2 protein-coding genes are annotated in these 15208 nt (G+C 75.7%); both read left to right on the forward strand.

Going from position 1 to position 15208, the window contains the following annotated elements:
* On the forward strand, positions 1-3313 hold a 3313-nt coding region (locus AQI95_RS42970; protein WP_159056735.1), incomplete at its 5' end, for a type I polyketide synthase.
* Between the two features lie 68 nt (positions 3314-3381).
* Positions 3382-15208 (forward strand): type I polyketide synthase (locus AQI95_RS42975; protein WP_159056736.1); only part of this gene is annotated, 11827 nt, incomplete at its 3' end.

The raw sequence follows: 15208 nt of genomic DNA on the forward strand, positions 1-15208 counted from the left end.
CCCCGTCGTCTCCCTCCTCACCGGGGCCCCGGTCACCGACGAGATGGCCACCGCCGACTTCTGGGTCCGCCACGTCCGCCAGGCCGTCCGCTTCCTCGACGGCGTCCGCGCCCTGGCCGCCGCCGGAGTCACGGCCTTCGTGGAACTGGGCCCCGACGGCACCCTGTCCGCCCTCGCCCAGGACTGCCTCGCCGAAGCGGCCGACCCGGCGGACCCCGCCGACCCCGCCCTCTGCGTCCCCGTCCTGCGCAGGGACCGCCCCGAGGCCGAAGCCCTCACCACCGCCCTGGCCCTGGCCCACGTCCACGGAGCCACCGTCGACTGGGCCGCGTACCACGCGGGCACCGGCGCCCGCCGCGTCGAGCTTCCGACGTACGCCTTCCAGCGCAAGCGCTACTGGATCGACGTCGGCGTCTCCGTCGAGGACGTCCTCGCCGCGGGTCTCGACACCCCCGGCCACCCGCTCCTCGGCGCCGCCGTCCCGCTGCCCGCCTCCGACGGCCTGGTCCTCACCGGACGCCTGGCCCTGTCCACCCACCCCTGGCTCGCCGACCACACGGTCATGGACACCGTGCTGCTGCCCGGCACCGCGTTCGTCGAACTGGCCCTGCGGGCCGGCACCGAGGTCGGCTGCGACACCGTCGAAGAACTCGCCATCGAAGCCCCCCTCACCCTCACCGAGCAGGGCGGCGTCCAGCTCCAGCTCGCCGTCGAAGCCGCGGACCCGGCGGGCCGGCGGACCCTGACCCTGCACTCCCGCCCCGCCGACGCCGAGGCCCAGGAGCCGTGGACGCGGCACGTCACCGGCGTCCTCGCCCCCGCCGCCCCGGCCCGCCCCGCCGACCTGGCCACCTGGCCGCCGGCCGGTGCCGAACCCGTCCCCACCGACGGCTTCTACCCGGCCGCGGCCGCCGCCGGCCTCGGCTACGGCCCCGTCTTCCAGGGCCTGCGCGCCGCCTGGCGAACCGCCGACGCCCTCTACGCCGAGGTCGCGCTCGACACCACCCACGCCGCCGACGCCGACGCCTACGGCGTCCACCCGGCCCTCCTCGACGCCGCCCTCCAGGCCATCGGCCTCGGCGTCCCCGGCGGGGCCGACCCCGCCGACGGCGCCCGGCTGCCCTTCGCCTGGACCGGCGTACGGCTGCACGCCGCCGGAGCGGCCGGCCTGCGCGTCCGGCTCACTCCCGACGCGTCCGGCGGCATCGCCCTCGACGTCGCCGACTCCACCGGCGCCCCCGTCGCCACGGTCGACTCCCTGGTCCTGCGCCCGGTCACCGCCGCCCAGCTCGGCGGCGACCGCACCGCCTCCCACCACGAAGCGCTCTTCGGCATCGAATGGGGCCGCCTGCCGCTCGCCGCCGCAGCGGTCCCCGCCGACGAACGGTGGGCCGTACTCGCCGAGGAGACCACCGGATTCCGCATCGGCGGCGCCCCCCTCGACACCCACACCGGCCTCGCCGCGCTCCGCACGGCGCTCGCCGCCGGAGCACCCGCCCCGGACGTCGTCATCGTCCCGCTGACCGCCGCCGCGGGCACCGGCGGCCGCGCCGCCACCGCCCGCACCGCAGCGCACCGCGCCCTCGCCCTGGTCCAGGAATGGCTGGCCGAGGAACGCCTCGACGCCTCCCGGCTGGTGCTCCTCACCTCGGGCGCGGTGGCCGCCGTACCCGGGGAGCACGTCACCGACCTGGCCCACGCCCCGGTGTGGGGCTTGGTCCGCTCGGCGCAGTCCGAGAACCCGGGCCGGTTCGTCCTCGCCGACACCGACGGCAGCGACGCCTCCCTCGGTGCGCTGGCCGCCGCCCTCGCGGGCGACGAGCCGCAGCTCGCCCTGCGGTCCGGCAAGGCGCACGCCTTCCGCCTGCGCCGCATCGCCCGCACCGCGTCCCCCGACGCTGCGTCCCCCGACGGCGCGGCCACCGACGCTCCGGGCACCGGCCTGCCGGCGCTCGACACCACGGGCACGGTCCTCGTCACCGGCGCCACCGGCACCCTCGGCAGGCTCTTCGCCCGCCACCTCGCCGACGTCCACGGCGTACGCAACCTGCTGCTGCTCAGCCGCCGAGGCGACGCGGCACCCGGCGCGGCCGACCTGACGCGCGAGCTGACCGACCGCGGGGCCGACGTCACCTGGGCCGCCTGCGACGCCGCCGACCGCGACGCGCTCGCCGCCGTCCTGGCCGCCGTACCCGCCGACCGGCCGCTGACCGCGGTCGTCCACACGGCCGGTGTCCTCGACGACGGCATCATCGACTCCCTCACGCCCGAACGCCTCGACACCGTCCTGCGACCCAAGGTCGACGCGGCCTGGAACCTGCACGAGCTGACCGAGGGTCACCCCCTCTCCGCGTTCGTGCTCTTCTCCTCCGTCGCGGGCTGCTTCGGCGCCCCCGGCCAGGGCAACTACGCCGCCGCCAACGCCTTCCTCGACGCCCTCGCCCAGCACAGGTCCGCCCGCGGCCTCACCGCCGCCTCCCTCGCCTGGGGCCTGTGGGCGACCGCGGACGGCATGGCCGGCGCCCTCGACGAGGCCGATCTGACGCGCATGGCCCGCGCCGGCGTCACCGGACTCACCCCCGAGGAAGGCCTCGCCCTCTTCGACACCTCCCGCACCCTGGACGACGCCGTCCTCGTCCCCATGCGCGTCGAGCAGGCCACCCTGCGCGCCCAGGCGGCCGACGGCACCCTGCCGCCGCTGCTGCGCGGACTCGTCCGCACCCCGGCACGCCGCGCCGCCGACAGCACCACCGGCGCCCGCCCGGCCGCCACCGCCGCCATCGAACCGGCCGACGCCCTGAAGGACCGCCTCGCGGGCCTCCCGGCCGCCGAACGCGACCAGGCCCTGCGCGAACTGGTCCGCACCCAGGTCGCCGCAGTCCTCGGCCACGGCACCCCCGACGACGTCGACGCCGGGCGCGGCTTCCTCGACCTGGGCTTCGACTCCCTCACCGCCGTCGACCTGCGCAACCGGCTCACCGCCGCCTCCGGGCTGCGGCTGCCCGTCACGCTGATCTTCGACTACCCGTCCCCCGCGGCCCTCGCCGCGTACATCGGGGAACGGCTCGGCCAGGGCGGCGCCGGACGCCCGCCGGTCCACGCCGAAATCGACAAGCTCGAATCGATCCTCTCGACCGTCGCCCCCGACGACGTCGACCGCGCGGGCATCACCGCCCGACTGCGAGACCTCCTGGCGAAGTGGAATGACACGCACAGTGCAGTACCGGACAGCGCCGCCGACGAGCGGGACATCCAGGCCGCCACGGCCGACGAGCTCTTCGACCTCCTCGACGATGAACTCGGCCTGTCCTGACCGCAGGTACCGGACCACCACCCAGACCACTCCGACCACCACTTCGACCCCCGGGATGGCGTAAAGACATGGTGAACGAGGAGAAGTACCTCGATTACCTCAAGCGGGCGACGGCCGATCTCCGCGAGGCGCGCCGACGGCTGCGCGAGGTGGAGGAACGCGACCAGGAACCGATCGCGGTCGTCGCGATGAGCTGCCGTTACCCCGGCGGCGTCGACACCCCCGAACGCCTGTGGGAGCTCGTCGCCGCCGGCACGGACGCGGTCACCCCCTACCCCGACGACCGGGGGTGGCCCACCGAGGTCCTCCACGCCCCCGACCCCGAGAGCGGCATCGAGGCGTACGAGAAGGTCGGCGGATTCCTCCACGACGCCCACCACTTCGACCCCGCCTTCTTCGGGATCTCCCCCCGCGAGGCCCTCGCGATGGACCCGCAGCAGCGGCTCCTGCTGGAGACCTCCTGGGAGGCCTTCGAACGCGCCGGCATCGACCCCGCCTCGCTGCGCGGCAGCCGCACCGGCGTCTTCGCCGGCCTCATGTACCACGACTACGCCGCCCGGCTGTTCAGCGTCCCCGAGGAGATCGAGGGCTTCCTCGGCAACGGCAGCTCCGGCAGCATCGCCTCCGGCCGGATCGCCTACACCCTCGGCCTCGAGGGACCCGCCGTCACCGTCGACACGGCCTGCTCCTCCTCCCTCGTCGCCGTCCACCTCGCCGCGCAGGCCCTGCGCAGCGGCGAGTGCGACCTGGCCCTGGCGGGCGGCGTCACCGTCATGTCCACGCCCGGTACGTTCACCGAGTTCAGCCGCCACCGCGGACTGGCGGGCGACGGCCGCTGCAAGTCCTTCGCGGCCGCCGCCGACGGCACCGGCTGGGGCGAGGGCGCCGGCATGCTCGTCCTCGAACGCCTCTCCGTCGCCCGCGCCAACGGCCACCCCGTCCTCGCCGTCGTACGCGGCTCCGCCGTCAACCAGGACGGCGCCAGCAGCGGCCTCACCGCCCCCAACGGGCCCTCCCAGCAGCGCGTCATCCGCGAGGCCCTCGCCGGAGCCCGGCTCTCGGCCGCCCAGATCGACGTCGTCGAGGCCCACGGCACCGGCACCACCCTCGGCGACCCCATCGAAGCCCAGGCACTGCTCGCCACGTACGGGCAGGACCGGCCGGAGGACCGGCCGCTGCTCCTCGGCTCGGTGAAGTCGAACCTCGGCCACACCCAGGCCGCCGCGGGCGTCGCCGGCATCATCAAAATGGTCATGGCGATGCGCCACGGCGTCCTGCCCAGGACCCTGCACGTCGACGAACCCACCCCGAACGTCGACTGGTCCGAAGGCGCCGTCCGGCTGCTCACCGACACCGTGCCGTGGCCCGAGACCGGCGCCCCGCGCCGCGCGGGCGTCTCCTCCTTCGGGATCAGCGGCACCAACGCCCACACCATCATCGAACAGGCCCCGGCCGAGCCCCCGGCGGACGCGGAGCCCGAAGCGGCCCCGGCCGCGCCGCCGGTGCCCGTACCGCCGCTGTGGAACCTGTCGGCCAGGACACCGGCAGCCCTGCGGGCCCAGGCCGGGAAGCTCCACGCCCACCTGACCGCCCGCCCCGGCACGGACGCCACGGACATCGCCCACTCCCTCGCGAGCGGCCGCACCGACTTCGAACACCGCGCCGTACTCACGGCCGCCGACCGGACCGGCCTGCCGCGCGCCCTCGAACTGCTCGCGCAGTCCGGCCCGGAGGAGCCCGCACCGGGGGTCACCCGGGGCCGCCCGGTGCCGGGCAAGCTGGCGTTCCTGTTCACGGGGCAGGGCAGCCAGCGGCTGGGGATGGGGCGTGAGTTGTGCGAGGCCTTCCCGGTGTTCGCGGCGGCGCTGGACGCGGTGTGTGCGGGGATGCGGCTGGAACTGCCGTTGAAGGAGGTCCTGTTCGGGTCGGACGCGGAGCTGCTCGACCGTACGGAGTACGCGCAGCCGGCGTTGTTCGCGGTCGAGGTGGCGCTGTTCCGGCTGCTGGAGTCGTGGGGTGTGCGGCCGGACTTCGTCGCCGGTCACTCCGTCGGTGAGATCGCGGCCGGGCATGTGGCGGGTGTCCTGTCGCTGGCGGACGCCTGCACGCTGGTGGCCGCCCGTGGGCGGCTGATGCAGGCGCTGCCGTCGGGTGGTGTGATGATCGCGGTCCAGGCGTCGGAGGACGAGGTCCTGCCGCTGCTCACCGACCGAGTCGGCATCGCCGCCGTCAACGGGCCGCAGTCGGTGGTCATCGCCGGTGACGAGGACGCGGCGCTGGCCGTGGTGGCCTCCCTCGCCGACCGCAAGAGCAAGCGGCTCACGGTCAGCCACGCCTTCCACTCCCCGCACATGGACGGCATGCTCGACGCCTTCCGCGAGGTGGCGGAGGGGATCACGTACGAGACCCCGCGCATCCCGGTCGTCTCCAACCTGACCGGCGCCCTCGTCACCGACGAGATGGGCTCGGCCGAATTCTGGGTCCGGCACGTCCGCGAGGCCGTCCGCTTCGCCGACGGCGTCCGCGCCCTCGCCGCCCGAAACGTCGTCCACTTCCTCGAACTCGGCCCGGACGCCGTCCTGTCGGCCCTCGCCCAGGACTGCCTGGCCACCGACGCCGATGCCGACGACCCCGCCGCCCTCGTACCCCTGCTGCGCGCCGGACGGTCCGAGACCGAGACCCTGACCGGAGCCCTCGCCCGGCTGCACGTCCGCGGCACGCCCGTCGACTGGGCCGCCTACTACGCCCACAGCGGCGCCCGCCGCGTCGACCTGCCCACCTACGCCTTCCAGCGCGAACCGTTCTGGCTCGATGCCGGGCGCCCCCACGGCGACGTCTCCGCCGCGGGCCTGGGCACCGCCGACCACCCCCTCCTCGGTGCGGCCGTCGCCCTCGCCGACCTCGACGGCTTCCTGTACACCGGCCGTCTCGCCCTCGACACCCACCCCTGGCTCGCCGACCACACCGTCATGGGGTCGGCCGTCCTGCCCGGCAGCGCCTTCGTCGAACTGGCCGTCCGAGCGGGCGACCAGGTCGGCTGCGACCTGCTGGAGGAACTCACCCTCCACGCACCGCTCGTCCTGCCCCAGGACGGCGGCGTCCAGCTCCAGCTCTGGGTCGGCGCCCCCGACGCCACCGGCCGGCGCCCCCTCGGCGTGCACTCCCGCCCCGAGCCCGCCACCGACGGGCCCGACCCCGCCGCCGAGCGGCCCTGGACCCGGCACGCCGACGGCGTCCTCGCCGTCGGCACCCCGCAGCCCACCTTCACTGCAGAGACCTGGCCCCCGGCCGGCGCGGTCCCGCTGCCCGTCGACGACCTGTACGCCGGCCTCGCCGAGGCCGGCCTCCAGTACGGCCCCGCCTTCCAGGGCGTCCGCGCCGCCTGGACGGCCGACGGTGCGACGTACGTCGAGGTCGAGACGGGTCACGGAACCGGTGAAGAGAACGCCGACGCCGCCCTCTTCGGGCTCCACCCGGCACTCCTCGACGCCGCCCTGCACACCATCGGCGCCGCCGGACTCGTCGAGGACACCGGCGCCGGCCGGCTCCCGTTCTCCTGGACCGGGGTGGCCCTGCACGCCGTGGGCGCCACCTCCCTCCGCGTCCGGCTCACCCCGGCCGGCCCGGACACCGTCTCCCTCGCCCTGGCCGACGGCACCGGACAGCCCGTCGCTGACATCGCCGCGCTCACCCTGCGCCCGGTCCTGGCCGAGCAGCTGGACACCGGCCGCGGCGGCCCCCAGGACTCCCTGTTCGAGGTGGCCTGGACCCCGCTGGCCCTCGCGGGCCCGGCCGGCGCCGCGGACTCCGCGGAGTCCGCCCACGGGGATGTCCTCGTCCTCGACGCGCCGTCCGCCGACGCCACCCTCGACACCGCCCTCGACTCCGGCGCCCCCGCACCCGGCACCGTCCTGGTGCGGCTGCCCGCCGCGCCGGAGCTCACCCCCGAGGCCGTCCACGCGGCCTCCCACGCCGCGCTCCGCCTGCTGCGGCGCTGGCTGGCCGACGACCGGCTCACCGACAGCCGGCTCGTCCTCCTGACCCGGGGCTCGGTCGCCGTCCGCACCGGCGACCGGGTTCCGGACCCCGTCCACGCGGCCGTCTGGGGGCTGGTGCGCTCCGCGCAGGCCGAACACCCCGGCCGTTTCGTCCTCGTCGACACCGACGGCGACGACACCCCGGCCCCCGTCCTGGACGCCGTCCTCGCCGCGCAGGAGCCGCAGCTCGCCCTGCGCGCCGGCACCGCGCATGCCCCCCGCCTGACTCGGACCGCCGCCGGTTCCGCGACGGCCGGCGAGGGCGTCCCGTCGTACGACGCCGACGGCACCGTCCTCGTCACCGGAGCCGCGGGCACCCTCGGCCGGCTCGTCGCCCGTCACCTCGTGGCCGAGCGCGGCGCACGCCACCTGCTGCTGCTGAGCCGCCGCGGCGACACCGCCCCCGGGGCCGCGGACCTTACCCGCGAACTGGCCGGGCTGGGCGCCGAGGTGACCTGGGCCGCCTGCGACGCCGCCGACCGGGAGGCGCTCTCCGCCGCCCTGGCCGCGATCCCCGCGGCCCACCCGCTGCGCGCAGTCGTGCACACCGCCGGAGTCCTCGACGACGGCGTGATCGACGCCCTCACGCCCGAACGCCTCGACGCCGTCCTGCGGCCCAAGGCCGACGCCGCGCTCCACCTCCACGAACTGACCCGCGGCCTGGACCTGTCGGCGTTCGTCCTGTTCTCCTCGGCCGCGGGCGTGTTCGGGGCCCCCGGCCAGGGCAACTACGCCGCAGCGAACTCCTTCCTCGACGCCCTCGCCCAGCACCGCCGTGCCCAGGGCCTCCCGGCCGTCTCGCTGGCCTGGGGCCTGTGGGAGGACACCGGCGGGATGGCGGGCGCCCTGGACCGGGCCGACCTCGACCGGATGAAGCGCGGGGGCGTGGAAGGACTCACCGCCGCCGACGGCCTCGCCCTCCTCGACCTCGCCCTCGCCCACGCCCTCGCCGTCGCCGACGGCGGGGCGGAGCGGGCCCTGCTCGTCCCGATGCGGCTCACCCCGCCCGCCGCCGGGACGGACGTGGCTCCGCTGTTGCGCGGGCTCGTCCGTACGCCCGTACGACGCGCCGCCGCGGCCGGAGCCGGCCGAGGCGGGCGCGCCGGGGCCGAGCCCTCCGCGCTCGAACGGAGCCTCGCCGGCCTCGACGCGGCCGCCCGGGAACGGCTCCTGCTCGACCTCGTCCGCAGCCACGTCGCCGACGTCCTCGGCCACGGCACCCCGGACGCCATCGAGCCCGGACAGGCCTTCAACGAGCTGGGCTTCGACTCCCTCACCGCCGTCGAGCTCCGCAACCGGCTCGGCGCGGCAGTCGGCCGCCGCCTGCCCGCCACCCTGGTCTTCGACTACCCGACCTCCCTCACTCTCGCCCGCCACCTCGCCGCCGAACTCGGCGCGGAGCACGCGGCCCCCGTGCGGACGGCCGCCCCCGCCCCCGCGCAGGGCGGCGCCGGTGACGACCCGATCGCCATCGTCGCCATGAGCTGCCGCTACCCCGGCGGCGTGACCACCCCCGAGGAGCTCTGGCGGCTGCTGGAGAGCGGCGGCGACGCCATCACCGGCTTCCCGGCCGACCGCGGCTGGGACCTCGCCTCCCTCTACCACCCCGACCCCGACCACCGGGGCACCTCGTACACCCGCCACGGCGGCTTCCTGCACGACGCCGCCGGATTCGACCCCGCCTTCTTCGGGATCAGCCCGCGCGAGGCCGTCGGCACCGACCCGCAGCAGCGCCTGCTGCTGGAGACCACCTGGGAGGCGTTCGAGCGGGCCGGCATCGACCCGGCGTCCGTCCGGGGGAGCCGCACCGGTGTCTTCGCCGGCGTCATGTACCACGACTACGCCGCCCTGCTGGAACGCTCGGCCGACGGCGCGGACGGGTCGCTCGGCTCAGGCAGCACGGGCAGCATCGCCTCAGGACGCGTCTCGTACACCTTCGGCCTCGAAGGCCCCGCCGTCACCGTCGACACCGCCTGTTCGTCCTCGCTGGTCGCCCTCCACATGGCGATCCAGGCCCTGCGCAGCCACGAGTGCGACCTGGCACTGGCCGGCGGTGTCACCGTCATGGCCACCCCGGGCACCTTCGTCGGCTTCAGCCGCCAGGGCGGCCTCTCCGCCGACGGCCGCTGCCGGGCCTTCTCGGCCGCCGCCGACGGCACGGGCTGGGGCGAGGGCGTGGGCATGCTCCTCGTCGAGCGGCTCTCGGACGCCCGCCGCAACGGGCACCCCGTCCTCGCGGTGGTCCGCGGGTCCGCGATCAACCAGGACGGTGCCAGCAACGGGCTCACCGCCCCCAACGGCCCCTCCCAGCAGCGCGTCATCCGCGCAGCCCTGGCGAGCGCCGGACTCACCACCGCCGACGTCGACGCGGTCGAGGCCCACGGCACCGGCACCACTCTGGGCGACCCGATCGAGGCCCAGGCGCTGCTGGCCACGTACGGCCAGGACCGCGAGGACGGCCGACCGCTGCTCCTCGGCTCCATCAAGTCCAACCTCGGCCACACCCAGGCCGCCGCCGGCGTCGCCGGTGTGATGAAGATGGTGCTGGCCATGCAGCACGGGGTGCTTCCCCGGACCCTGCACGCCGAGCAGCCGTCCACGCACGTGGACTGGTCGGAAGGCGCCGTCAGCCTGCTGACCGAGCCGCTTCCGTGGCCCGAGACGGGCCGCCCGCGCCGCGCCGCCGTGTCGTCCTTCGGCATCAGTGGCACCAACGCCCACACGATCATCGAGCAGGCGCCGCCCGCCGACCAGGCTCCCGTCGAGGACCGGGCCGCGACCGACTCCGAGACCGAAGCCGCCCCGGGCGTCCTGCCCCTGCCGTTGTCGGGCCGTACGGAGCAGGCCCTCGCCGACCGCGCCCGCGCCCTGAGCGAGCACCTTGCCGCGCACCCGGGCATCGGGCTGGCGGACCTCGCGTACTCCCTGGCCACGACCCGCGCCGCCTTCGACCACCGCGCGGTGGTCCTGGCCCGCGACCCCGAGGCCGCCGCCACCGCCCTGGCCGCTCTCGCGGCCGGCACCACCGCCACCGGGCTGACCCGCGACACGGTCGCGAAGACCAGCCGGACCGCCTTCCTGTTCACGGGGCAGGGCAGCCAGCGGCTGGGGATGGGGCGTGAGTTGTGCGAGGCCTTCCCGGTGTTCGCGGCGGCGCTGGACGCGGTGTGTGCGGGGATGAGCCTCGAACTGCCCCTGAAAGACGTGCTGTTCGGTGACGACGCGGCCGTTCTGGATCGCACGGAATACGCGCAGCCCGCGCTGTTCGCGGTCGAGGTGGCGTTGTTCCGGCTGCTGGAGTCGTGGGGTGTGCGGCCGGACTTCGTCTCCGGTCACTCCATTGGTGAGATTGCTGCCGCGCATGTGGCGGGTGTCCTGTCGTTGGAGGACGCGTGCACGCTGGTGGCGGCTCGTGGTCGTCTGATGCAGGCGCTGCCGTCGGGTGGTGTGATGATCGCGGTCCAGGCGTCGGAGGACGAGGTCCTGCCGCACCTGACCGAGCGGGTGAGCATCGCCGCCGTCAACGGGCCGCAGTCGGTGGTCATCGCGGGTGACGAGGACGCGGCGTTGGCCGTGGTGGCTTCGTTCGCCGACCGCAAGAGCAAGCGGCTCACGGTCAGTCATGCCTTCCACTCCCCGCACATGGACGGGATGCTGGACGAATTCCGTCAGGTCGTCGCGGGGCTGGAGCTCAACGCCCCGGGCATCCCGGTCGTCTCCAACCTGACCGGCGCCCTCGTCTCCGACGAGATGGGCGAGGCCGACTTCTGGGTGCGGCACGTCCGGGAGGATGTCCGCTTCCTCGACGGTGTCCGGGCCCTGGAGGCCGCGGGCGTCACGACGTACCTCGAACTCGGCCCCGACGGCGTCCTGTCGGCCCTCGCCCAGGACTGCACCACCGCCGAGGGCGCCGCCTTCGCCCCGGCGCTCCGCGCCGACCGCCCCGAGGCGGAGACCGTCACCGCCGCCCTCGCCCGGGCCTACGCCCGCGGTGCCGGCGTCGACTGGCGGGCCCGCTTCGCCGGGACCGGGGCCCGGCGCGTCGACCTGCCCACCTACCCCTTCCAGCGTGAGCGGTTCTGGCCCGAGACCAGCGCCCCGCTGCCCGGTGACGCCACCGGCCTCGGTCTCGCGGCCGCCGGGCACCCGCTGCTGGGCGCCGCGGTGTCCCTCGCCGACGCCGACGGCTGCGTCCTCACCGGCCGTCTGTCGCTGCGTACGCACCCCTGGCTCGCCGACCACGCCGTGATGGGCTCCGTCCTGGTCCCGGGTACGGCCCTCGTCGAGCTGGCCCTGCACGCCGGTGAGCGGGTCGGTGCCCCGGCCCTGGACGAACTGGCCCTCCAGACGCCGCTGGTGCTGTCCGACCCCGACGCGGCGGTCCAGATCCAGGTCACCGTCGGAGCCCCGGACCCGTCGGGCCGCCGTGCCGTCGCCGTGCACTCCCGCTCCGCGGACGCCGATGCCGAGGAGCCGTGGCTCCGCCACGCCGCCGGTCTGCTCGGGGACGACGTGCGCGCCGCCACCGCCGACCTCGGCGCCTGGCCACCCGCCGACGCGAGCCCCGTCCCCGTGGACGAGGCGTACGAACTCCTCGACGCTTCCGGACTCCACTACGGGCCTCTCTTCCGCGGGCTGCACGCGGCCTGGCGGCGCGACGGCGAGTTGTTCGCCGAACTCGCCCTCACCGGGCGCGCGCAGGCGGACGCCGAGGCCTTCGGTCTCCACCCGGCACTGCTCGACTCGGCACTCCACGCCCTGGCCCTGGACGCCTCCCTGACCACGGGCCCGGACACCGGCACCGCGGACGGGGCCCGGCTGCCGTTCGCATGGACCGGCGTACGCCTGCACGCCGCGGGTGCGGCGGCCGCTCGGGTCCGCCTCGCCGCCGAGGGCCACGGCGCGGTCTCGCTCGAACTGGCCGACGCCACGGGCCACCCCCTCGCCTCGGTGGACTCGCTGGCCCTGCGGGCGATCTCGCCCGAGCAGATCGGCGCGGCCGACGGGCCCGGACGCCCGGACTCCCTCTTCCGGGTCGACTGGACGGCGGCCGCCGAGTCGGGAGCGGCCGGGGGCGTGGCCGACGACGTGGTCGTCACCGACCTGCGTACGGACGGCCGTGCGGCCGTGCCGGAAGCCGTGCACGCCGAAACGGCCCGGGTCCTGGGCCTGGTGCAGGACCGGCTGTCGGACCCGGCCACGAGCGGACGCATGGTCTTCGTGACGCGGGGCGCGGTGGAAGCCGTGCCCGGAGAAGGCGTCCACGACCCGGTGCGTGCCGCCGTGCGGGGCCTGGTGCGGTCCGCGCAGTCGGAGAACCCGGGCCGCTTCGTCCTGGTCGACGTCGACACCGACGGTGATCCGGCCGGTGCGCTCGCGGCGGCCCTGGCCACCGGCGAACCCGAGGTGGCGGTGCGGGGAGGCTCGGCGCTGGTGCCGAGGCTGGTCCGTGCCGCCGTGCAGACGGCGGAGACCCGGGAGCCGGCCGCCGGGTGGGACGCTGACGGCACCGTGCTGGTCACCGGTGCGAGTGGTTCGCTCGGCGCGCTCTTCGCCCGTCACCTGGTCACCGAGCACGGCGTACGGCGCCTGCTGCTGGTCAGCCGCAGGGGTGAAGCACCCGGGCTGTCAGCGGAGTTGGCGGGCCTGGGCGCCGAGGTGTCGTGGGCGGCGTGCGACGTCGCCGACCGTGAGGCCCTGGCCGCCGTCCTGGCCGGGATTCCGGCGGAGCATCCGCTGACCGGGATCGTGCACACGGCCGGCGTCCTCGACGACGGCGTGATCGGGTCGCTGACCGCGGAGCGGTTGTCGGCGGTGCTGCGCCCGAAGGTGGACGCGGCCTGGAACCTGCACGAACTGACCCGGGACCTCGACCTCACCGCGTTCGTCCTGTTCTCGTCCGCCGCTGGTGTCTTCGGCAACGCCGGACAGGCCAGCTACGCCGCGGGCAACACCTTCCTGGACGCCCTGGCGGCCCACCGCCGGGCCCAGGGCCTGCCAGCCACCTCCCTCGCCTGGGGCCTGTGGGCCGAGACCGGCGGCATGGGCGGCACGTTGGACGCCGAGGACGTCTCCCGGCTCGGCCGCGGCGGAGCCGTCGCCCTCACGGCCGCGGAAGGCGTGGCGCTGTTCGACGCCGCCCGCGCGGCCGGGGAGCCGCTGCTCGTGCCGGTGAAGCTGGACCTGGCCGCCCTGCGCGCCCAGACGGGCACCGGCACGATCCCGCCGCTGCTCACCGGCCTGGTCCGGATGCCCGCCCGCCGGGCCGCCGCCCCCGCCGCCGCGGCAGCGGTGCGGCTCGCGGGCCTGACGGCCGGCGAACAGCAGTCCCTCGTCCTGAATGTGGTCCGGACCCAGGTGGCGGCCGTACTCGGCCACGCCGGGCCCGAGGCCGTCGAGACCGACCGCTCCTTCCGCGAGCTGGGCTTCGACTCCCTGACCGCGGTGGAACTCCGCAACCTGATCGGAGCCGCCACCGGACTGCGCCTGCCCGCCACCCTCGTCTTCGACTACCCGACCTCGACGATCCTCGCCGAGCACCTGCGCGACGAACTGCTCGGCGCCGCACCCGCAACCCCAACGGCCCCGGCCGTGGCCGGGCTCCGCGACGACGAACCCATCGCCGTCGTCGGCCTCGGCTGCCGCTACCCCGGCGGCGTCGAGAGCCCCGAGGACCTGTGGCGCCTCGTCCTGGAGGGCCGGGACGTCATCTCCGGATTCCCCGACGACCGAGGCTGGGACATCGACGGCCTCTTCGACGCCGACCCCGGCCAGGAGGGCACGAGCTACGCCCGCGAGGGCGGGTTCCTCACCGACGCCTCCGCCTTCGACCCCGCCTTCTTCGGGATATCCCCGCGCGAGGCCGTCGCCATGGACCCGCAGCAGCGGCTGCTGCTGGAGACCACCTGGGAGGCCTTCGAACGCGCCGGGATCGACCCGCGGTCCCTGCGGGGCAGCCGTACCGGTGTCTTCGCGGGCGTCATGTACCACGACTACGCGTCCCGGCTCGCGGCCCTGCCCGAAGGCGTGGAAGGCTTCCTCGGCACCGGCAACGCGGCCAGCGTCATCTCCGGCCGGCTGTCCTACACCTTCGGTCTGGAAGGCCCGGCGGTCACCGTCGACACGGCCTGCTCCTCCTCCCTGGTGGCCCTGCACCTCGCTGTACAGGCCCTGCGCAACGGGGAGTGCTCGCTCGCCCTCGCGGGCGGCGTCACCGTGATGGCGACCCCCGCCGCGTTCGTGGAGTTCAGCCGGCAGCGGGGCCTCGCGGCCGACGGCCGCTGCAAGGCGTTCTCCGCCGACGCCGACGGCACGGGCTGGTCCGAGGGAGCCGGTGTGCTCCTCGTGGAGCGGCTCTCGGACGCCCGCCGCAACGGACACCCGGTCCTGGCCGTCGTACGCGGTACAGCGATCAACCAGGACGGTGCGAGCAACGGGCTCACCGCCCCGAACGGCCCCTCGCAGCAGCGCGTCATCCGGCAGGCTCTGGCCAACGCCGGGCTGACGGCCGCCGACGTGGACGCCGTCGAGGCGCACGGCACGGGCACGACCCTGGGCGACCCGATCGAGGCCCAGGCGCTGCTGGCCACCTACGGGCAGGACCGGCCGGAGGACCGGCCGCTGCTCCTCGGCTCGATCAAGTCGAACATGGGGCACACGCAGGCCGCCGCCGGTGTCGCCGGCGTGATCAAGATGATCATGGCGATGCGGTACGGCACCCTGCCCAAGAGCCTTCACGCCGACCAGCCCACCCCGCACGTGGACTGGGCCTCCGGAGCCGTGGCCCTCCTGGACACGGCCACCGCCTGGCCGGAGACGGGGCGCCCGCGCCGCGCGGGCATCTCCTCCTTCGGCTTCA

It is taken from the genome of Streptomyces yokosukanensis (assembly GCF_001514035.1).
In the GTDB taxonomy this organism is placed as follows: Bacteria; Actinomycetota; Actinomycetes; order Streptomycetales; family Streptomycetaceae; genus Streptomyces; species Streptomyces yokosukanensis.